Source organism: Sporosalibacterium faouarense (assembly GCF_016765695.1).
Lineage (GTDB): Bacteria > Bacillota > Clostridia > Tissierellales > VENL01 > Sporosalibacterium > Sporosalibacterium faouarense.
In genome coordinates this window covers 53,425-75,013 of record NZ_JAETGO010000030.1, presented here as the reverse complement: position 1 = coordinate 75,013, position 21,589 = coordinate 53,425, and the positions used below count along the sequence as shown (strand labels likewise).

General features: G+C 31.7%; 18 protein-coding genes and 1 other RNA gene. 1 reads left to right on the top strand and 18 read right to left on the bottom strand.

The genetic code is table 11. The features are described from left to right. Positions 1-85: 85 nt before the first annotated feature. Genes JMO20_RS04755 through JMO20_RS04745 form a run of 3 tightly spaced genes read right to left on the bottom strand, consistent with a single transcriptional unit; the run spans position 86 to position 2,503 of the window. Positions 86-847 (bottom strand): ABC transporter permease, encoded by a 762-nt coding sequence (locus tag JMO20_RS04755; protein ID WP_202708393.1) that lies wholly within the window; start codon positions 845-847, stop codon positions 86-88. Next, positions 844-1,578 carry an ATP-binding cassette domain-containing protein gene (locus tag JMO20_RS04750; RefSeq protein ID WP_202708392.1) on the bottom strand — a complete coding sequence of 245 codons (735 nt, stop codon included), beginning with the start codon at positions 1,576-1,578 and terminating at the stop codon, positions 844-846. The genes JMO20_RS04755 and JMO20_RS04750 overlap by 4 nt, the downstream gene beginning before the upstream one ends. Continuing rightward, on the bottom strand, positions 1,565-2,503 hold the full coding sequence (locus JMO20_RS04745) for an ABC transporter substrate-binding protein (protein ID WP_202708391.1): 939 nt from the start codon (positions 2,501-2,503) through the stop codon (positions 1,565-1,567). The genes JMO20_RS04750 and JMO20_RS04745 overlap by 14 nt, the downstream gene beginning before the upstream one ends. A gap of 257 nt (positions 2,504-2,760) precedes the next feature. Here JMO20_RS04745 and JMO20_RS04740 point away from each other — a divergent pair, with 257 nt between their 5' ends. After that, positions 2,761-3,687 carry a prenyltransferase gene (locus JMO20_RS04740; RefSeq protein ID WP_202708390.1) on the top strand — a complete coding sequence of 309 codons (927 nt, stop codon included), beginning with the start codon at positions 2,761-2,763 and terminating at the stop codon, positions 3,685-3,687. Positions 3,688-3,967: 280 nt separating this feature from the next. On the opposite strand, the gene JMO20_RS04735 is transcribed toward JMO20_RS04740, so the two are convergent. From JMO20_RS04735 to eno, 15 genes are all read right to left on the bottom strand, one after another. Then, positions 3,968-5,821, bottom strand: coding sequence for an ABC transporter ATP-binding protein (locus tag JMO20_RS04735; RefSeq protein ID WP_202708389.1), 1,854 nt, complete (start codon positions 5,819-5,821; stop codon positions 3,968-3,970). A gap of 2 nt (positions 5,822-5,823) precedes the next feature. Further along, on the bottom strand, positions 5,824-7,545 hold the full coding sequence (locus tag JMO20_RS04730) for an ABC transporter ATP-binding protein (RefSeq protein WP_207753434.1): 1,722 nt from the start codon (positions 7,543-7,545) through the stop codon (positions 5,824-5,826). 334 nt (positions 7,546-7,879) lie between these two features. Next, positions 7,880-8,235, bottom strand: a transfer-messenger RNA (tmRNA) gene (gene ssrA / locus JMO20_RS04725). Positions 8,236-8,308: 73 nt separating this feature from the next. Next, positions 8,309-8,770 carry an SsrA-binding protein SmpB gene (smpB, locus tag JMO20_RS04720; RefSeq protein WP_202708387.1) on the bottom strand — a complete coding sequence of 154 codons (462 nt, stop codon included), beginning with the start codon at positions 8,768-8,770 and terminating at the stop codon, positions 8,309-8,311. A 187-nt stretch (positions 8,771-8,957) separates the two neighbouring features. After that, positions 8,958-9,116 (bottom strand): hypothetical protein, encoded by a 159-nt coding sequence (locus JMO20_RS04715; protein WP_202708386.1) that lies wholly within the window; start codon positions 9,114-9,116, stop codon positions 8,958-8,960. A 166-nt stretch (positions 9,117-9,282) separates the two neighbouring features. After that, positions 9,283-9,492 (bottom strand): hypothetical protein, encoded by a 210-nt coding sequence (locus tag JMO20_RS04710; RefSeq protein ID WP_202708385.1) that lies wholly within the window; start codon positions 9,490-9,492, stop codon positions 9,283-9,285. A 224-nt stretch (positions 9,493-9,716) separates the two neighbouring features. Next, the gene (gene rnr / locus JMO20_RS04705; protein WP_202708384.1) at positions 9,717-11,858 is read right to left on the bottom strand and encodes a ribonuclease R; all 2,142 of its coding nucleotides are present in this window, start codon (positions 11,856-11,858) and stop codon (positions 9,717-9,719) included. A gap of 209 nt (positions 11,859-12,067) precedes the next feature. Next, a complete protein-coding gene (locus tag JMO20_RS04700) occupies positions 12,068-12,619 on the bottom strand; it encodes an HD domain-containing protein (RefSeq protein WP_202708383.1) in 552 nt (183 codons plus the stop codon). A gap of 52 nt (positions 12,620-12,671) precedes the next feature. Beyond that, a complete protein-coding gene (locus tag JMO20_RS04695) occupies positions 12,672-13,415 on the bottom strand; it encodes an alpha/beta hydrolase (RefSeq protein ID WP_202708382.1) in 744 nt (247 codons plus the stop codon). Between the two features lie 136 nt (positions 13,416-13,551). Further along, positions 13,552-14,727: a D-alanine--D-alanine ligase gene (locus JMO20_RS04690; protein ID WP_202708381.1), complete on the bottom strand. Its 1,176-nt coding sequence runs from the start codon at positions 14,725-14,727 to the stop codon at positions 13,552-13,554. A gap of 20 nt (positions 14,728-14,747) precedes the next feature. Continuing rightward, entirely contained in the window at positions 14,748-16,406 is a 1,659-nt protein-coding gene (locus JMO20_RS04685; protein WP_202708380.1) for a UDP-N-acetylmuramoyl-tripeptide--D-alanyl-D-alanine ligase, read from the bottom strand. 1 nt (position 16,407) lies between these two features. Next, positions 16,408-17,175, bottom strand: a complete 768-nt coding sequence (locus tag JMO20_RS04680; RefSeq protein WP_202708379.1) for an alpha/beta fold hydrolase — start codon at positions 17,173-17,175, stop codon at positions 16,408-16,410. A gap of 414 nt (positions 17,176-17,589) precedes the next feature. Beyond that, positions 17,590-19,605, bottom strand: a complete 2,016-nt coding sequence (locus JMO20_RS04675; protein ID WP_202708378.1) for a sodium-translocating pyrophosphatase — start codon at positions 19,603-19,605, stop codon at positions 17,590-17,592. A gap of 26 nt (positions 19,606-19,631) precedes the next feature. After that, on the bottom strand, positions 19,632-19,862 hold the full coding sequence (gene secG, locus JMO20_RS04670) for a preprotein translocase subunit SecG (RefSeq protein ID WP_202708377.1): 231 nt from the start codon (positions 19,860-19,862) through the stop codon (positions 19,632-19,634). A gap of 370 nt (positions 19,863-20,232) precedes the next feature. Further along, entirely contained in the window at positions 20,233-21,522 is a 1,290-nt protein-coding gene (gene eno, locus JMO20_RS04665; protein WP_202708376.1) for a phosphopyruvate hydratase, read from the bottom strand. Positions 21,523-21,589: the final 67 nt, after the last annotated feature.

Sequence of the window (21,589 nt, the reverse complement as noted above, 5' to 3'; positions counted from 1 at the left end):
TCACCTTCGGTGTTCAGGACTTTCACCCTATAGACTGTGCCCATGCTGGGCACACCAAAATAAATAAAATAGGGGATTGTCACCCCTATTTCTTTTCAACATAAATCCATGGACAAACCTTCTTTTCTAATAAATCTAAACCTTTAAAGAAAACCATGCCTAAAATGCTTAATGCCAATATCCCTACAAACATATCTTTATAATTAACCATGGTCCAAGCATTCATTATATAATACCCTATACCGTAGCTTGTTGCGAAGTTCTCTGAAAAGAATAGAGCCGATATACTGATACCTACACTTATGCGTAATCCTGTCAACAGTTTAGGTAAAACAGCCGGTAAAATCAAGTGTCTGTATATACCTATTTTACCAACTCCCATAGAAGATACTGAGAAGAACAATTCCTTCGGTATCTCTTTTACCCCATCCCTTGCAGCTATTAATATTTGAAATACAATTATACTTATAATCAATATTATTTTTGATAAATCACCGATACCAAATAATATCATAAATATAGGTAAGAATGCTATTTTGGGCAGAGGATATAATATATAAACTATAGGCGAAATAATAGCATCTGCAGTATTATTTCTCCCTACCCATAGACCTAATGGAACACCTACTACCAGTGATATTATTACAGCAAAAACTATTCTAATTGAACTAGCTAACAGATGTAACGCCAATAATCCTCGTAGAGACTTTATAAACTCCTTTACAGTACCATAAGGACTAGGTATAATAGGTGAGTTAATAGATAGATATAAGATATACCAAATGATAAATACCATTAGAGTGCCATAGAGGGTTTTATTTCTTAATATTTTCGCTATAGACTTCATTGGCTTTCACCATCCTCAAGCCATTTCCTTACCTCAAGACATAGATTATAATAATCAATTTTCTTTCTTAACTCTTCTGCTCCAAAATAAGGATTATCAATAACTTTCTTAATTTTTGTCTTTTCCATAATGATAATTTTCTGACCTAAGAATACAGCTTCTTCTATGCTATGAGTTACAAACACAAGAGTCATTGATCTTTTCTTATAAACATCAAGAATTAAATTTTGAATATGTTCCTTCGTCATAGCATCTAAAGCAGAGGTTGCCTCATCTAACAGTAATAAATCAGGATTTGTCACTAAGGTTCTAGCTATAGCAACTCTCTGTTTTTGACCTCCACTCAATTGAGTAGGATACTTATCTTTTAGGTCTGTTATTTTTAATTCATTTAATATTGAACTAACTTTATATTCTATCTCTTTTTTGCTTAATCCTCTAACTTTTAATCCAAGAGAAACATTGTTCCACACTGTTTTCCAAGGCAAAAGTCCGTAGTTCTGAAGAATCACTCCTGTCTCTCTACGACAGTTATTCCATTCTTCACCATTAATTAATATTTCCCCTCTATTAATAGAAAGAAGCCCTGCTAGTAAATATAGCAGGGTAGTTTTCCCACATCCCGAAGGCCCAATAATAGCACATGTAGTGTTCTTTTCTATGTCAATATTTATATTATTTAAAACCTTTTCATCTCCATGGGAAAAATCTAAGTTCTTAATTTGAATCATTGTCTATAAACTTCCCTTCAGTTAAATCACTAGGTGTTACGTTCACCTCTTGATTTAATACCTCTTCAACCCAATTGATTATATTTTCTAAATAAGCGTCATCTGGTAAAGAAACTTTAGTATAATTAGGTAATAAAATGTTATCCTTTATTTCAGGGTTTAATTGTAACTTTTCAATTAGTATCTCTCTTGCTTCATTTTCATTACTATTAATATCTTCTATAGCTTTATTATATCCTTGATGAAAAAGCTTAATTGCTTCTTCCTTTTCTTCTAGTGCCTTTCCTGTAAATACCATTACATCTGGGCAATATCCATTCTTTAGCTCATATATTTTCTTTTCAAGTCCACCTAGCTCACCCATTGATGCCACAGGCTCTGGGAATAACCCCATATCTAAATTACCCGTTTTAAGCATTTCAAGTCTTGCAGGAATTTCATTTATAAATACTTTTTCAATATTATATTTATCTCCTAACCATTCATCTATCAAGAAATTAGAAACGCTAACTTCCATCATACCAACCTTTATATCTTTCTTATCTATAAAGTCTTTTTTAACCAAAACAGGAAATTTCCCTGATGTCATAGTAGTAGCTTTTATATCAAAACCACCATTTATATTTGTTACTACAGCAATAAAATCAGTCATTGCTCCATCAATACTGTTTGTTTGTAATGCACTCTGTCTATCTTGTCCATTATTGAAAATTTGAATATTTAGGTCTAATCCAAGTTCCTCAAAATATCCTTTTTCTTTTGCTAAAAACATAGGTGCTGAGTCTACTGCTGGCATCAATCCAATAGTTAATTCAAGATTTTCAGTATTAGCCTCATCATTCTCATTTGAATCTGGGGCACTACAACCAACTGCTAAAACTAAGCTAAGTGCAAGTAATCCTAAAAATATTTTCTTAAATGTCATCTTTATACCCCCTGTGCGTTATACATAAGTAATTTGTTATAATTTTATCTTTCTTTAGTATTGTAACCCTAAACAGCATAAATTTCAATATTATATAAAAATATTTAATATATAAATCATGTCATATTATCACTAATTTTGTTGATTTTCTATTACTATTGTGAAATAATTATTTAGGAAACTTTATGCTAAGTTATATTTATAACATATTCTTAATCTAAATTATATCTACAAACTAAAAGAAAAGGATGATTTTTATGAGTAATGAAGCTAGTTTTAAAAGAGACTCAGCCTATTTCAAGAAGCTTGTAAAAGATTTATGGATTGCCTTTAGACCATTATCTTTAACTTTGGCCGTTGGCTCAACTACATTGGGCATAATGGCTGCATATAGAAAAGGCTTGATGAGTAATGATACTCTCCCCCATGTTATAATAAAAATTGTATTAATAACAGTTGCAGGTATACTTGCCCAAGGCGGGGCTAACTTAATTAACGATTATTTCGAAGGTTCCTTTAGATATTATAGACCTAGTGGAAGAAAAATCGTGTTCCTAGGTGCTGAACGAACTTATTTTGATGTTTTAGTATTTCTATGGGGCATGACTTGCTTTGGCGGTGCTGCACTTATTGGATTATATTTAATCTACATTACTAATATTAATATGTTATTTATTGGACTTATTGGAGTAGTCGGAGCTTATGCATACACTGGCGAACCCTTTGTATATAAGAGACATGGCTTAGGTGTTCCCCTTTCATTTATTCTTATGGGACCACTAATGATCTTTGGAGCTTATTTTCCATTTAGTCTTGAATTTTCTTGGTACCCAATCCTTATTGGATTGCCACCAGCCTTTTTCATTCCTGCATTAATGATTAGTAATGAAATGAGGGATTTTACTAGAGATACAAGATTGAGTCTTGGTACTCTTAGTGTTAGAATAGGAAGCAAACTAAGTAAGTATTTATATAGGTTCTTAGTCTTTGGTGCATTTACATTGACCATATTATATATTATAGTTGGGTTATATCCTCTAGCATCTAGTTTAGTTTTTCTTACATTCCCATTAGCCCTTAAAGCCCACAAATGTGTTTCAAGCTTTGAAGGATTGGGAATACCATATACTAATAACTTACATTGGACATTCCATCTAATTATAATAATTTCTTTATTTTTTTAGTAAGAAAAAGACCTCTGTTCATCTATACTATGTGATGAAAGAGGTCTTTTATTTCTTGATAAACACATAATGATATCTTGCTTATATTATTATAGAATATAAACATTTTTTATAAAGAAATTGTACATTAAAGCTCTTTTAAGGATTATATCCTTCTAACTCTAATAATTTGTTGTTTTACTATTAATTTTAAAGAACATATAGTTTTATAAGTAATCTCCATTTGGGGTATAATCTTGCATAAAATTTTAATATGTAATTTCCTCAAGTATGTAATTTTTCAAATGACCTTCCTCGTATTTTCAAATTGATTATTATACATCTCGTAATATATACCTCGCTGATTAATTAGTGATTCGTGATCTCCACTTTCAACAATTCCTCCATTATCAATAACCATTATAACATCAGCATTTCTTATTGTACTCAATCTATGGGCAATAATAAAGCTAGTTCTGTCCTCCATCAATTTCAACATAGCCTCTTGAATATGCAATTCTGTTCTAGTATCGACATTACTTGTTGCTTCATCTAAAATTAAAATAGAAGGATTAGACAAGATAGCTCTAGCTATGGCAATCAACTGTCTTTGTCCCTCGCTTAAATTCGAACCTCGTTCAGAAAGCTTAGTTTCATATCCATCTGACATATGTTTTATAAAACTATGGGCATTAGCCATTATAGCTGCTTCTTTTATTTCCTCATCGGAAGCATCCAATCGACCATATCTGATATTTTCTTTTATTGTATCTGCAAATAAATAAGTATCCTGTAGTACAATACCAAATGTTTTCCTTAAACTATCCCTTGTGTATTCTCTTATGTCTAAGCCATCTATCATTATTCGTCCTTTAGTAACGTCATAGAATCGAGCAAGCAAATTAACTATTGTAGTCTTTCCTGCTCCAGTTGGCCCAACTAAGGCTATACTGTTTTTTCCATTTGTATCAAAGCTAATATCTCTTAGAACAGGAATATCACTTTGATAACCAAATGAAACATTTTCAAATCTTACGTGACCATTACATTTTTTCAAGTCTTTAGCTTTAGGTAAGTCTTTTGGTTCCTCAGCCTCTTCCAATACCTCAAAAACCCTTTCTGCACCTGCCACAGCCGATTGTAATGTATTGAAAATGCTGGCAAAATCATTAAGGGGTCTTACAAATTGCTTGGAATAGCTTATAAAGCTAGCAATTACTCCAATAGTTATTAAATCCCTAACAGCTAAAACCCCACCAACCCCTGCAACTGCTGTGAATCCAATGTTTTTAATTACATTCATTAATGGCATGATAAATCCTGACCATACTTGAGCATTAATTCCTACATTGCGCAATTCCTTATTGACATCATCAAATTCCTTAATTATCTCTTCCTCACGATTAAAAGCCTTAACTACTAATATTCCTGAAATGGTTTCTTCTATATGTCCATTTAATTTTCCTAACTTCCTTTGCTGTTCCTTAAAAAATACCTTAGTTCTCTTTGTTATTACTTTTGTTACTAACAAAACTAAAGGTATTGTTATAATACTAGCAAAGGTCAGTAATGGACTCAAAATAAGCATCATGATAAATGAACCAATAATCGTTATTCCGCTTGACATAAGTTGTATAGTAGACTGGGATATAGTTGTACTTACATTTTCTATATCATTTGCTAATCTACTCATGGTTTCACCATGGGCATGGGAATCAAAATAAGATATAGGTAAAACTTGAAGCTTATCAAATAACGCTGTTCTAAGACTTTTAACTATTCTCTGGGATATACCTGCCATAATCCATCCCTGAAAAAAAGTTATAATTGCAGTTGTGAGATATCCTACTAATATCACAACAACAATAATCCCTAGTATATTGAAATCAATAATTCCTGATTCATTAGATATTGTGTCTATTGCTCTACCAATTAAATACGGAACTGATAACCCTATTCCAGCAGTAATCACTACAAATAAAAGAAGTAATAAAAGTAATTTCTTTTCTCTACTGAAGTATTTCCATAATTTCATCATAGTCCCTTTAAAGTTCTTAGGCTTAACAACAGGCATTCCCCTTGGTCTACGTCCTCCACTTCTCATTCCCATAGCTGCTTTAGTATTTTTATTTTCTTGTTTATTAGCTTTGGACATAGCTACATCGCCTCCTTGCCTATCTGAGAATGATAAATATCCTTATAAATATCACATTCTTCAATTAGTTTGTCATGTGTCCCTAATCCTACTACCTCTCCATCCTCTAAAACAACTACTTTATCACATCCCATAACAGAAGTAATACGCTGGGCTATAGTAATGCATGTTAAATTCTTTGAGTATTCCTTTAAATCATTTCTTATTTTAGTCTCAGTAGTTATATCCAGAGCACTAGTACTATCATCCAATATTAATATCTCTGGTCTTTTGATTAAAGCTCTAGCAATTGAAACCCTTTGTTTTTGTCCGCCCGATAAATTCACTCCACCTTGTCCTAATACTGTATTATATCCACTGGTCATTGATGAAATAAAATCATGAACCTGCGCTATTTTAGCCACAGATTCAACTTCCTCTAAAGTAGCATTTTTATTTCCCCATCTAATATTTTCAAGAATCGTTCCAGTAAATAATTTTGTTTCCTGAGGTACAATAGCTATTTTCTCTCTTAACTGTTTAGGATTCAATTCCTTTACATCTAAATCATCAACCCTTACTACTCCCGAAGAAGTATCATGAAATCTCGGTATAAGACTAACAAGACTACTTTTACCTGAGCCAGTAGGCCCAATGATACCAATCGTTTCTCCTGGTAAAAAAGATAGGTTAATATTTTTAAGTATAGGCTCGCTAGAATATCCTTTATAGGAAAAATATACTTCTTCAAAATCAACTTGTCCTTTTATATCTTTATATATATTGCAATCAAATTCTTTCTCTACCATATCATTTTTCTGCTTAAAGACTTCACCTATACGCTCTACCGAAGCTCTTGCTCGTACAAACATATTAAATACCATAGAAATCATCATCAAGGAAAATAGAATTTGAGTCATATAATTTATAAAGGCTATAATTTTGCCTACTTCTAGATTACCATTATCTACTGATATACCTCCAAACCAAAGAACTGCTATTATCCCAAGATTTACAACAAAAGTAATTGCAGGTGAAAATATTGCTGTTAGCCGTAATGCCTTCATGGAAATATCCGTATAATCTTGATTTGCATTTTCAAAGCGATTTGTTTCAAAGAAAAATCTATTAAAAGCCTTCACAACTCTTATACCTTCTAAATACTCTCTCAGCACACCATTTACTTTATCTAAGGATTTCTGTACTTTTTTATAATATGGATAACCGACCTTCATATTTAAAGCTATCAATAAAGCAACTATGGGTACTACAATAGCTAGAACGATGGCCATTTTAGGACTTAGTATAGTTGCCATTATGAGCCCTCCTACACATAATATAGGCGCTTTAACAAAAATACGCATCATTCTATGAGCAAAGTTCTGCACCTGAGTTACATCATTAGTAAGTCTTGTTATTAATGATGCGGTTTCAAATTGATTTATCTTATCTAAAGATAGTGTTTGAATCTTTCTAAAAAGATCTGATCTTAATTCACTACCAAATTTTTGTGATACATTACTAGAAACTATATTCCGTGTAATAGCTCCTACCGCCCCGAAAGCTGTAACTAAGAGCATTATCATTCCCATATGTAAGACATACTCCATATCTCTATTGACAACTCCTACATCAACTATTTTAGCCATTATGGTAGGTTGTAGTAAATCACTTACAGCCTCAATTGTCAAAAAGAATATTGCTGTAATAAACGGTTTCCAATATCTCTTAATGTATTTGTTCATATATTCCACGATTAAGCCACCTCTACTTATCTAATAAATTAGAGCCTTTGTATTCTTCTTAATATTATATATCAACTGTATTATTAATTCTATCTCTAAAACTGGTGTTGTATTTAAGTAAAGATATTAAAAAACGTGATCCCAATATCGGAATCACGTTTTGATTATTATTGTATGGAATTAAAATTCTACCTTCTTATTTAATAATATTATAGCAACTAACTTTTTATGAATTGTTTGAAATTCTATAAATCATAGAACTATAATTATATATCGTTATAGACAAATTTAAAAAGGTAGACGATTCATTTGAATCATCTACCTTTTTTTCATATGGTGGAGGTGGAGGGAGTCGAACCCTCGTCCGAAAGCACTTCCCCACGAGCTTCTACCAGGATAGTTGCTGCTTTAAAATTCGCCTCATAAAACGCTCAACAACAAGCTTTTTAATTGGCTAGCTTCAATTAGTCTACTACAGGTCGAAGCATCCCAGTAGTAGTTCCCCGCAGATAATGGACCTTACACTCTAATAGGCGGGACTACTAGAGGAAGGCAACTGCTATATTAGGCAGCTAATGCGTAATTTTCGTCTGCAATTATATTTAGTGTTCAGCTTTTTTACGTGAAACTAAACAAAACACGCCTGGCTACTCCTAGTTCCATACCCCCGTCGAAGCCAATTTCACCCCCATATTAAATTGTCAAAATAAATATATCTATATAAAAAATATATGATCTGATATATTTTTTTCTATGATGTATCCTAATATTTAGGACTCATATGTCTCTCAATTCTTCTCTGAGCTTCTTTTTTAGCTATATCCTGTCTCTTATCATACAATTTCTTACCCTTAGCTACACCAAGATTAATTTTAACAAGACCTGCTTTTAAATATACCTCGAGAGGTATTAAAGAATATCCCTTCTGAGCAGTATATCCAATCAATTTATTAATTTCTCTTTTGTGAAGCAATAGCTTTCTCTTTCTAGTAGGATCAACATTGTAAATATTGCCATGCTCATAAGGACTAATATGAAGATTATTTAAGAAAACTTCTCCATTTTCAACCTGAGCAAAGCTATCCTTAATGTTTATCTTACCTTGACGTATTGATTTAACCTCAGTCCCTTTAAGGACAATCCCAGCTTCAAGACTATCCTCTATGAAGTAATCATGTCTTGCTTTTTTATTTGTTGCTACTGTTCTACTGTTTCCTTTACCCATAATTATCACCAACATTATTTAATATACTTTTTCAGAAGTCTAAATCTCAGTATAGCAAAAATTATATTGTTTGTCAACAATTTTGAACTATTTTTTGTTACTTTCTATTTTGCCTCTAAGTTTAATTCTTCTCAATGAAACTAAAAAATCCAAATCTACTGGAGTAGATTTGGACTCAGAAGTTAAGCTACTTATTTTTACAGTGTTTACAAACCTTTAATTCTTTTCCGCTCTCATCAGTATTATCCCACAATAGCTTAACGCCTGTTCTCTCGCACATAGGACATTGTCCTCTGTTCCACTCACTTGAATTTCTTAAGTTTCTCCCTCTATTTGATTTAGCCATAATAATTCCCCCTTTAATAATATTATGGTATTTTCAGAAAGTTTTGTCAAATTATATTTGTTGTAATTTTTAACTATATTCAAAGTGTACATATGACCATATTTCTAATTTAAAATGTATATGGCTTTTTCTTACAGAAATATCTGAAACGAGGCATTCTCAGATATTATACTATTACTTTAATAATATTATCATCTCTATTATCTGTAAAATCTAAGCTATTAGTTTCAAGCTTCTTATCATTAATATAAATTCCTTTATCTCTACCTAACAAGCTATTAGAAAATTTTACTCCAATAATATAATTTGTACTCTTATATTTATAATGAACTAGATAATCTACAGGGTTTGTTTTGACCTCATCCTTATTTCTCATCTAACCCCTCCTAACTTATAATGTTCCGCTTAGCGCCCTCTTAGCTAAATTATAACCAATATAATTATATTTTTACACTTTATTAGCCATTCTTTTTAGCCTAAGTAATTAAACTTCTATAACTTAAATATACTTTAGCACAAGATTTTAATATGGTATTTCTCAAGTAGACTAACTTTTTTCAGCAAAAAAAAGGAGGGTTAATCCCTCCTAAGTTTTATTCTTTAAGAAATCTCTTCTTCATTATCTTCATCACTAACTAATTCAAAGTCAATCTCTCTCTTAGCTGTATCTGCCCTTATAACTTTTATCCTTACTACATCTCCTATTCTATAGGTGTTCTTAGTTCTCTCACCTCTAAAGCAATAGTTCTCTTCATCATAGATATAGTAATCATCCACCAATGAGCTTATTCTAACTAAACCCTCTATAGTATTGTCTAACTCAATAAACATTCCAAAGTGAGTTATTCCAGAGATAATACCCTCATATTCCTTACCAATTCTCTCAGCCATATATTCTGCTTTCTTTAAATCGTCTGTTTCTCTTTCAGCCTCATCAGCCAATCTCTCTCTAGCTGATGATTGTTCTGCTACATGGGGTACTATTTTTTCAAGCTTACTGATTTTATTCTTGGTCATTTCATTGTTTATAAAGTATTTAATAATTCTGTGTATCTGAAGGTCAGGATATCTTCTGATTGGTGAAGTAAAATGGGTATAATACTTTGCTGCCAATCCAAAATGACCAAGGCATTCAGCACTATACTTCGCCTTTCTAAGGGATCTAAGCATTAATGTATTAATGACTACTTCCTCTTTCTTACCTTCAATTTTCTTTAATAAACATTGTAGCTCTTTCGGATGAATCTCTTGAGTTCCCTTAATATGATATCCAAAGTTATGTATGAATTTATTAAATTCTTCAATTCTCTCTTCACTAGGATCTTCATGTATTCTATATAGGAATGGCATCTCAGTCCAATACATGTATTCTGCTACTGTTTCATTGCAAACTAGCATAAACTCTTCAATTATTCTATTGGCAATTCTTCTCTCGTACTTTTTAATTTCAGTAGGCTTTCCATCTTCATCTAGCATGATTTTAGCCTCTGGAAAATCAAAATCTATTGTTCCTCTATCTTCTCTTTTCTTATTAAGTATATGACAAAGCTCCTCTGATAACTGAAGTTCTTCATGTATGTGTTTATATCTTTCAAGCTGCTCAGAATCATTATTTTCTAATAAATCTGATATATCAGTATACACCAATCTTTCTTTACTCTCAATTATAGTTTCTGCAATTTTATGATCTACCACTTTACCATCTAGATCAATCTCCATAAAACAACTTAGAGTTAATCTAGGAACATTTGGATGTAAACTACATACTCCATTAGAAAGCTTTTTCGGAAGCATAGGAATAACCCTGTCTACTAAGTATACACTTGTACCTCTGTTTAGTGCTTCCTTATCTAAAGGTGTATGTTCTCTTACATAGTGGGTAACATCAGCTATATGCACTCCAAGCTTAAAATTACCATTTTCAAGCTTCTCAATAGATATAGCATCATCTAGGTCCTTTGCATCTGCTCCGTCTATTGTGAATATAGTTTTGTCTCTTAAATCAAGTCTTCTATTTATTTCGCTTTCAGGAATCTCTTCTGGTATTTCCTCTGCTTGGTTAACAACATTTTGTGGAAATTCTTCAGGTAGCTTAAACTGTTTAATAATTGATTTTATATCTGTCCCCACATCATTTTTATATCCTAAAATTTCGATTATCTTACCTTCTGGATTCCTTCTTTTTACAGGCCATTTAGTTATCTCTACAACAACTTTTTGATCTGTCTTAGCTCCATTTTTCTCTGATTTGGGAACAAATATATCCATACTAATTCTAGTATCATCAGCAACAACAAAACCAAAGTTTTTACTATTTTCATATGTACCTACTATTGTTTGATTCACTCTCTCTAGAATCCTTATTATTTCCCCTTCTTGTTTCTTAGACTCTCTTCCTTGGGAGGTGATTTTAGCTACCACCTTATCGCCGTGTAAAGCACCATTTAAATCGGCAGCAGGAATAAAAATATCCTTAATATCCTTATTATCAGGTATTACAAATCCAAAGCCCCTTTCGTTACCTTGAAGCCTTCCAACTACTAAATTCATCTTCTCTGGTATTCCGTATCTCTTTTTACCTGTTTTTATAATTAATCCTTCTTTTTCCATATCGTCTAATAGCTTATGAAATTCTTTTTCTTCATCTTTATTAAGACTAAAGATTTTAGTAAGCTCTCCTTTAGACATAGGTTTGTACGCCTGTTCTTTCATAAATTCCACTAATTTTTCCTTAGTACTCATTTATATTCCTCCAATTTTAAAAGTATTGGTTATATTTATGATACCCCAATACTTAAAAGTTATAGCATTTTGTATTATATAATTAATCAAGGAAATTGCATATTCAAATTTCATGAAAAAATATACTTAATTTATAAATATACAATTTCCTCAATCATATGAAAGTTTCAATATTGAAAAATTTAAGAATTTAGAGAAAATATAAACTACTATAATCCTAATTCCTTAGAAATATTTCTCATAGAATTAAGACCTATACTGATAAAGTCATTTAATTCTAGCCCCATTTCACTACACGCCCTTATTTGTTCTCTATTTGCTCCCCTTGCAAAAGCTTTTTCGTCAAAACGTCTTAGTATGAAATCCTCATCTATTTTACTAAGTTTCTTATCTGGAGATATAAGAGCAGCTGCTACTATTAATCCCGTTAATGGATCACTTGAATATAAAGCTTTATCCATAGTGGTTTTTCTTTCAAGCCCATGGGCATCATTATGAACTTTAACTGAATATACAATATCTTCGTCATAACCTAATTCCTCAAGGATTTCAGCCCCTACTATACTATGTCTATGGGGATCGTCAGCTGTTTCATCATAATCTATGTCATGCACTAAACCAGCAATACCCCATTTATGCACATCTTCATCAAACTTCTCTGCCAATCCCTGCATTATAGCTTCTGTAGCAAGCATATGCTTAAATAAATTTTTATTCTTAATATTTGCTTTTACATGCTTTAAAGCCTCTTCTCTTGTCATTAATTTCCCTCCTCACATTATTTAATCTATATTAAGCTTAATTTTTATGCCTTTAAAAAACTTGTTCCAGAAAAGCATCTATCTCTTTAAAAACCTTTTCTCTTTCTTTTCCTAAAGTAATTACATGTCCACTTTCTTTCAAGTATATTAACTTCTTGAATTTAGATCTTATTTTCTTAAAAATAATCTCTGCACTTTCATATTTTACAGTATTGTCATCTTTTGATTGAATAATAAGTATAGGTGAGTAAATTTTCTTTAGATTTCTTTTTGCTTTTCTAATTAATGCTAGTAAATCTGGCACCTTACTAACAGGAGTTTTATCATAGCTTATGCAGTATTCTTCAACATATTTAGTATTTGTACTTACTTCCTTAGGAGTATACTTTTTAAAATATTTCATAATAGGAGAGTAATATGCTTTCTTATTTGTAATTTTAATAGGTGAAGATAAGCTAACTATTCCTTTAACATCATACTTTGACGATAATATTAATGATATAATTCCACCCATTGATAAGCCAATTATAACAATTTCATCACAGTTGGTCATGAGCTGACGTAGCTCTTCTTCTGCAGAATCTAACCATTTTCTCCAATCACTTTTTTCCATATCCTCAATACTTGTACCATGCCCCTTTAGTTGTAAACCTCTTACTGTATATCCTAAATCCTTTAAATGCTCTCCAAGGAGTCTCATTTCTGCAGGACAACCTGTAAAGCCATGGATTAGAAGACACCCCCTGCTATCCCCTTTAAAATAAAAGGGCTTAGCATTTTCGTGAATATATTTCAACCGAATCACCTTCTATTCTAATAATATCTTTATACCATATTATAACATATTTATATATGATTTATAGCCTTATAACACAAAACGCATAAGTCAAATGACTTATACGTTGTATGAATGTTAGATTAGTTATACTGTTCTATAATTTAGTAGCTTGATTTGCTAAGTCTTTTCTCTTAAATAAGTCAACGTCATAGGAATACATGTTTTCACTCTTATCTGAATGAGTTTTCTCTGCTATATTTATTAACTCAGTAATAAGTTCTGTAAAAGTAGTTCCTGCTGGTTCCCATAAGTAAAAAGCCATAGACCCTGGAATAGTATTAATTTCATTTATATATATATTTCCTTCATTATCCATTAAAAAGTCAATCCTTGCATTTCCTTTACAATCTATTGACATAAATGCTTCTTTAGCAATATTTCCTATACTCTTAGTTTGGTCCTCATCAATATTAGCAGGTATCTGTCTTTTTGAATTACTATTTTTTTCTCCACTCTTACTATCTCCTTTAATATATTTATCTTCATAAGAGAGAAAATCTTGCCATCCTAATGGCTCCTCACAAAGAGATGTTTTAACCTTATCATCATATCCCATTACTGCTATATTGATTTCCCTAGGCTTATCTATACCTTGCTCAATTATTATTTTTCTATCATATCTTATAGCAATTTCTATAGCTGCTATAAGCTCATTAGTATCCTTAGCCTTGGTAATGCCTACACTAGAACCTAAGTTTGCAGGCTTAACGAAAACAGGATAACTTAGTTTTTCTTCTACTTCTTTTATAATAGAATCTCTTTCTTCAAGCCATCTTCTTCTAAAGAACCACATATATTCAACCATAGGTAGATTATAGGATTTGAAGACATCTTTCATAAGTACTTTATCCATTCCAACTGAGGAAGCTAAAACTCCTGCACCAACAAAAGGAATATTTGCAAGCTCTAACAGTCCCTGGAGTGTTCCATCCTCACCATTTGTACCATGTACTAATGGCAAAAACACATCTATATTATCTATTTCTTTTTTCCCAAATAATCCTTTCTTCTCTGGATGAATATATAGCTTAGAATCTCTATAATAAGGCGTTAGAACTATTTCTTTTAGATTATTTAAATTGTTGTTTTTAAAATTCTTAATATCCTTTAATGACTCTCCCGTAAACCATTTACCTTCTTTATTAATAAAAATTGGTACTGCTTCAAATTTTGATTTATCAATGTTCTCCATTGCCTGGAGGGCTGTAATTACTGAAACCTCATGTTCTACACTTCTTCCTCCAAAAATTACTCCTACTCTCTTTTTCACTCATAAACCTCCAATCTTTTCTATTCATTGAATGTATCAGGTAAGTCATTTTCAAATAAAACAATATCCTTAGGCTTTACAAAAGTCTGCAATGTTTTTGTAGCATCATCTATACTATTTACAACGAATACTTTGTCCTTAGAAAAACCTTCTTCCATTATTCCTTCATAAATTGGCTTAGTTTTTTTCTTTCCAACCAAAATAATGTAATCACATGTCTTTGCAATGTTTTTCCCAAGTATTTTATTTTCCTCTTCTTCCTTATCTCCTAGTTCTACCATACCTGGAGTTATAATCACCTTATTACCTTCTTTAAATTGATCTAATACCTCTAGAGCTGCTTTAGAACTAACAGGATTAGAATTATATGTATCATCTATTACAATCACACCTGTACCAGGGTTCATTAGTTGTAATCTATGGGGAACTGGTTGAATTTTTACGATACCTTTAGCTATCTCTTCAAAGGTCATTCCTATTGATTTGGCAATGGCTGCTCCTGCTAGAAGATTTGATATATTGTGTCTACCAAGTAATTTTGATCTACACTCCACACTATTTCCTTCTTTATCTTTCAGTATAAATGTAGATCCTGCTTCGGAGATTTCAATATTTTCTGCATAAAGATCTAAATTTTCTATATCTTCCATACCATATAGTATCTTTTCCTTAAAAGTTTTATCGGCCAATCTTTTAACATAATCATTATCATAATTAAAAATAGCAATTCCATCTGGTGGTAGCTCTTCTATTAACTCATACTTAGTTTTTATTATATTTTCTATGTTTTTATATGTCTCTAGATGAGTAGGACCTATCGAAGTAATTACACCAATCTGTGGATTAGCTAGTTTAGCAACTTCTTCAATCTCACCAATTCTTCTTGCACCCATTTCCACTACAAAGGTTTCATAATCAGCAGTTAAAGTATCATTTATTACTTTACTAATACCCATTGGAGTATTATAACTTGCTGGAGTTTTTAAATTCTTAAATTTTTCTTCTAAGATAGTTGATGTAATAAACTTTGTACTTGTTTTTCCATAGCTTCCGGTTATCCCAACGATTTTTAAATCTTCAAACTTTCTAATCTTATTATATGCCATTTCATAATAATGTCTATGAATTCTTTTTTCTATAGGAATATCTAATAAATTGCCAAAATACATATTATACGGTGCATAGAAATATATTAATGCCATGGTAAATAGCATCACTGGATAATAAAAAATAATTTGACTTGAAACTAACAGATATATGGCTAAAATTACAAGCAATTCAATTCCACATGAAACAAAATAACCAGCAAAAAGTCTTTTAGCCCTTGCTGTAAAAACTAAATCTTTCTTTGCCTCTTCTTTTTTAAAGTTAATTCCTGATAATAAAGCCATAGTCCAAATTAATACATAGATTATAAGCATTATATAGTTTTGTATAAAGAATGACAGTATTAAATAAATTGATGATATAATTGCAATAAGACTAAAAGAAAACATCGTCTTTTTTGAATAAGCTCTATAGTTATACTCTTTTATCCAATTCAAATAATTGATATTATTGTACTCTTCTAATTGAATCATATGAAGAAAAAATCTACCTCTTATAAAAGTTCCTAACCCCCAAATTCCAAATGTAATTAAAAGACCCAGGACAAATAATATACTCTCTGTATTCAACATGCTATTCACTTCCTTCTAAAAAATTATCTATTATCACTTTAAAATGATTAAACTTATCTAAATATGAATAATGTCCAGCATTGTCTAATACTACTAATCCACTATCTGGTATTTCCTTTTCCATGATTTCACCCATGTAAACAGGAGTGTCTTCATCATTACTACCCCAAATTAAAAGAGTTGGCGCTTTTATACCACTTAAAAGAGGCCTTAAGTTCTCACTTAATACCTTAACCATTACTTTTCTCATTATTCCAGGTGAATTCTTATAATCTGTTGACCCAAATTTTCTATAAAATTTTTCCATTCTTTCTTCTTTATTTGATCCAAAATAAAAAGTAGTATATAGTTTCTTAAGAGTCTTAAAAGTATAAACCTTAAAGTAGTATTTTAAATGTCGTTTTGGAATTAATCCAGCACTATCAACTAAAATAATTTTGTCTATTATATTAGGATATTCATTCCCTAAGAATATTGATACTCTTCCTCCATGGGAGTGTCCAATAAGTGTGACTTTTTTCATATTCATTTTTCTTATGAACCCTCTAATACATTCAGCATAATCTAGAGTTCCCCAAACTTCTTTAGGTTCATCACTTTTTCCAAACCCAGGCAAATCTACTGCATATACTTTAAAACGGTCTTTTAAATGATTAAATATAGGTAGAACTGTTTCGATACTGGCTCCCCATCCATGAAGTAATAAAATATTTTTTCCTTCTCCTTCACATATGTAATTAATATTTAATCCATTTATATTTTCTATCATTTTATCATCCTCATCAAAATTTAATTATGAACAAATACAATTTCTTTTTAAGAACTTTATATTATCATAATATTTATTAAAAAAGCTTTCGTGAAACTAACCTCTATTTTTTAATTTAATATTTTCTAATTAAAAGTATGTAATAATTATTATTCTTTAGACATGTATGATTATAACCACACACTAATAAATTATATCATATATCTAAGTGTTTTAATAGTTTTGTAATATAATTAAATTTATGAAAAGAGTTACTTTGTTAAAGAATTCTTGTGATATTTTTATTGGGCAATTTAAAGTATAAATATAATTTTTTTGCATTTAAAAAAGCTCATCTCAAAAGAGAAGAGCTTTTTTAATATATTGTAAAACTAATTAATCATATTCAACTATTTATCTTATTTGAAATAGTTTCTAGAATAGACCCCCAAACTTAACAAATAATGGAGCAAATACTAATGAAACTATTGTCATAAGCTTAATTAATATATTAATAGAAGGTCCTGATGTATCCTTGAAAGGATCACCAACAGTGTCACCAACAACAGCAGCTTTGTGAGCTTCACTACCTTTACCACCATGATTTCCTTCTTCTATATACTTCTTAGCATTATCCCAAGCTCCACCTGCATTAGCCATAAAGATAGCCATAAGAACTCCAGTAACAAGTGCTCCAGCAAGTAAGCCTCCTAAAGCCTCAGTACCAAGAATTAATCCTGTAGCAACTGGTGCTAATACTGCAAGCACACCTGGTATAATCATTTCTCTTAAAGCAGCTGCAGTACTTATATCAACACATCTTTTATATTCTGGTTTAGCTTTACCTTCCATAATTCCAGGTATTGATTTAAATTGTCTTCTAACCTCTTCAATCATACTAAATGCAGCTTTACCAACTGCTTGCATAGTAATAGCTGAGAATAAGAATGGTAACATACCACCTATTAATAAACCTACTATTACAGTCGGTTTAGTTAAATCAATTCCATTTTCTAATAGTCCAACAGCCTGAGTATAAGAAGCAAATAATGCCAGAGCTGTTAAAGCAGCTGAACCAATAGCAAAACCTTTACCTATAGCAGCTGTTGTATTTCCTACAGCATCTAATTTATCAGTTATCTTTCTAACATTACCTGGCAATTCACACATTTCTGCTATACCACCAGCGTTATCAGCAATCGGTCCATATGCATCTACAGCAACTGTCATTCCAGCTGTTGATAACATACCTACTGCTGCTAGAGCAATACCATATAAACCTGCTATATTATAAGCAAATAAAATACCTACAGCAATAACTAATATTGGTAATGCTGTTGAAGCCATACCAACTGAAAGACCACTTATTATATTAGTTGAACTTCCAGTTTCTGATTCATCAGCAATTCTTTGAACTGGCTTATACTCAGTAGCTGTGTAGTACTCAGTAATTTTAGCAATTACTAGCCCAACTACTAAACCAGCTGTGATAGCCCAAAACGGGTTTAATGACTCTAATATTTGTCTACTTAATATAAATGCAACGATGACAGTAATTCCTGCACTTACAAATGTACCTAAGTCTAATGACTTTTGAGGATCAGCGCCTTCTTTTGCTCTCACAAAGAAAGTACCAATAATAGATGCTAAAATCCCAGTTGCAGCAAGTAATAGTGGGAATAAAGCACCATCTGCTTGAAATTCTAATAAACCTAATGTTATAGCAGAAATGATTGAACCTACATAAGATTCGAATAGGTCAGCTCCCATTCCAGCTACGTCTCCTACGTTGTCTCCTACATTGTCAGCAATAACTGCTGGATTTCGTGGATCATCTTCAGGTATTCCAGCTTCAACTTTTCCAACAAGATCAGCCCCTACGTCAGCTGCCTTAGTGTAAATACCTCCACCAACACGTCCAAATAATGCAATTGATGAAGCTCCTAGTCCAAATCCTGTTATAGTTTTTGCTGCATCTCTTAGTCCTTCTACACCTTCAACATCCCTTGTAAATATGAAATAGAGTGTTCCTATTCCTAAAAGTCCTAGACCCACAACAGACATACCCATTACTGCTCCACCAGAAAAAGCAACACTTAAAGCTTTGTTGATTCCTGATTCCTTTGCAGCATTTGCTGTCCTAACGTTTGCCTTAGTAGCTACTTTCATTCCAAAGAAACCTGCTAAAGCTGAGAAGATAGCCCCTACTAGGAATGATATGGATGTTCCCCAATCAATTCCAAATCCTAATATAATGAAAAGTACAATTACGAATATTGCCAATGATTTGTATTCTCTTGAAAGGAAAGCCATTGCTCCCTCTTGGATATGAGAAGAAATTTCTTTCATTCTTTCGTTCCCTACAGCTACTTTATTAATAGTAGAAGCTTTATATAATGCGAATAATAATGCGATGACACCAACTACCGGTGCTAAGTACAGTAGTTCCAATTTCTTATCCTCCTTTGTATTCAGTTTTATTGAACTGCTACTAATATTAGTGCGCAAACTACGAATGCTATTGCTGCTACTGCCGTAACTTTACTAAGTATACCTTCATAGCTTCTTCCTTTATTCTTACCCCATAAACTTTCTGCCCCACCTGCGATAGAGCCTGAAAGTCCAGCACTTTTTCCAGACTGTAGTAAGATACTAATTATAAGAATCAAACTTGGTATTAAAATTAAAATTTTTAAGAACGTTCCCATTTTTCCACCTCCCGATTTCTAGTAAACATCAATATTTTAACACAGGAATACGATAAAAGCAATATTTATTTCTTATCCATAAGCTTATTAATAATGTTATTTCTAGCAGTTATTAGTTAAAATTTCTACTGAAAATCTATTAATCTACTATATATCAATGCTGTACTTGATTAATTTTTCTTATAGGATTCTCACTAAAATTATTTCCATTAAATTCAATTTTAAATCTTTAAAACTAGAATTCTTTTAATAATTTACAATTACTAAAAATAATTAAATTATATGTTATTATTTCTTATTTAAAATAATAAGGGAGAATTCTCTCCCTTATTATTTGATGAAATATGCTTTTTATTCAGTCTTATCTCACTTATTTAAGGTTATAGAATACGTCCAATCCTTTATATTGTGAAGTTCCTCCTAGGAACTCTTCTAATCTAAGAAGTTGATTATATTTAGCCACTCTATCTGTTCTTGATGGTGCACCAGTCTTGATTTGACCAGCGTTTGTTGCAACAACAAAGTCTGCAATTGTAGTGTCCTCTGTTTCTCCTGATCTATGGGATACAACTGCTGTATATCCTGCTCTCTTAGCCATTTCAATTGCCTCTAAAGTCTCTGTTATAGAGCCAATTTGATTTAATTTTATAAGAATTGAGTTAGCAGATCCATTTTCTATACCTTTCTTAAGCCTTTCAGTGTTAGTTACAAATAGATCATCACCAACAATTTGGATTTTATTGCCCAACTTATCAGTCATAAGCTTCCAGCCATCCCAATCTTCTTCATCCAATCCATCTTCAATAGATATGATTGGATATTTTTCAACTAAGTTACTATAGAAATCTACCATTTCAGAAGAACTTAATTTTTTACCTTCTGCTTCTAAATTATATGTTTTGCTTTCGTTGTCATAGATTTCAGTAGCAGCTACATCCAATGCTAACATAATTTCTTCGCCTGGCTTATATCCTGCTTGTTTTATAGCTTCAACAATTGTTGAAAGTGCTTCTTCATTAGATGATAAGTTTGGCGCAAAGCCACCTTCATCTCCAACTGCTGTATTATGTCCTTTAGATTTTAGAACTTTTTTCAAGTTATGGAATACTTCTGTTCCCATTCTTAATGCTTCTTTAAAGCTAGGTGCTCCAACAGGCATTACCATAAATTCTTGAATATCAACATTATTATCTGCATGCTTACCACCATTTAATATGTTCATCATAGGAACTGGCAATGTTCTAGCATTTACTCCACCTATATACTGATATAAGTCTAAACCTACAAAGTCAGCTGCTGCTTTAGCTACTGCTAAAGAAACTCCTAATATTGCATTTGCTCCTAATTTCTCTTTGTTTGGTGTTCCATCTAACTCTATCATTGCTAAATCTATTCCAACTTGGTCTCTTGCATCAAATCCTACTATTTCAGGTGCTATTATTTCATTAACATTAGCTACTGCTTGAGTAACACCTTTTCCCATATATCTATTTTCATCGCCATCTCTCAATTCAACTGCTTCAAAAGCTCCTGTAGAAGCTCCTGATGGAACTGCTGCTGTTCCAAAGGCTCCATTTTCAGTGAAAACTTCAACCTCTACTGTAGGATTACCTCTTGAGTCTAATATTTCTCTTGCAAAAATCTCAGTAATAATTGGCATTGTACTACCTCCTTAAATTTTTATATTGAAGAAACCACACGCATTTATGCGTTAGAGCTTCCTCATT

Bases quoted from the DNA above. Each gene is read 5' to 3' on its own strand.
- JMO20_RS04735 (WP_202708389.1), bottom strand. From the start codon at position 5,821: ATGTCCAAAGCTAATAAACAAGAAAATAAAAATACTAAAGCAGCTATG.
- JMO20_RS04730 (WP_207753434.1), bottom strand. From the start codon at position 7,545: ATGAACAAATACATTAAGAGATATTGGAAACCGTTTATTACAGCAATA.
- JMO20_RS04685 (WP_202708380.1), bottom strand. From the start codon at position 16,406: ATGTTGAATACAGAGAGTATATTATTTGTCCTGGGTCTTTTAATTACA.
- JMO20_RS04745 (WP_202708391.1), bottom strand. From the start codon at position 2,503: ATGACATTTAAGAAAATATTTTTAGGATTACTTGCACTTAGCTTAGTT.
- JMO20_RS04700 (WP_202708383.1), bottom strand. From the start codon at position 12,619: ATGACAAGAGAAGAGGCTTTAAAGCATGTAAAAGCAAATATTAAGAAT.
- JMO20_RS04680 (WP_202708379.1), bottom strand. From the start codon at position 17,175: ATGATAGAAAATATAAATGGATTAAATATTAATTACATATGTGAAGGA.
- JMO20_RS04750 (WP_202708392.1), bottom strand. From the start codon at position 1,578: ATGATTCAAATTAAGAACTTAGATTTTTCCCATGGAGATGAAAAGGTT.
- JMO20_RS04710 (WP_202708385.1), bottom strand. From the start codon at position 9,492: ATGAGAAATAAGGATGAGGTCAAAACAAACCCTGTAGATTATCTAGTT.
- JMO20_RS04740 (WP_202708390.1), top strand. From the start codon at position 2,761: ATGAGTAATGAAGCTAGTTTTAAAAGAGACTCAGCCTATTTCAAGAAG.
- smpB (WP_202708387.1), bottom strand. From the start codon at position 8,770: ATGGGTAAAGGAAACAGTAGAACAGTAGCAACAAATAAAAAAGCAAGA.
- rnr (WP_202708384.1), bottom strand. From the start codon at position 11,858: ATGAGTACTAAGGAAAAATTAGTGGAATTTATGAAAGAACAGGCGTAC.
- eno (WP_202708376.1), bottom strand. From the start codon at position 21,522: ATGCCAATTATTACTGAGATTTTTGCAAGAGAAATATTAGACTCAAGA.
- secG (WP_202708377.1), bottom strand. From the start codon at position 19,862: ATGGGAACGTTCTTAAAAATTTTAATTTTAATACCAAGTTTGATTCTT.
- JMO20_RS04715 (WP_202708386.1), bottom strand. From the start codon at position 9,116: ATGGCTAAATCAAATAGAGGGAGAAACTTAAGAAATTCAAGTGAGTGG.
- JMO20_RS04755 (WP_202708393.1), bottom strand. From the start codon at position 847: ATGAAGTCTATAGCGAAAATATTAAGAAATAAAACCCTCTATGGCACT.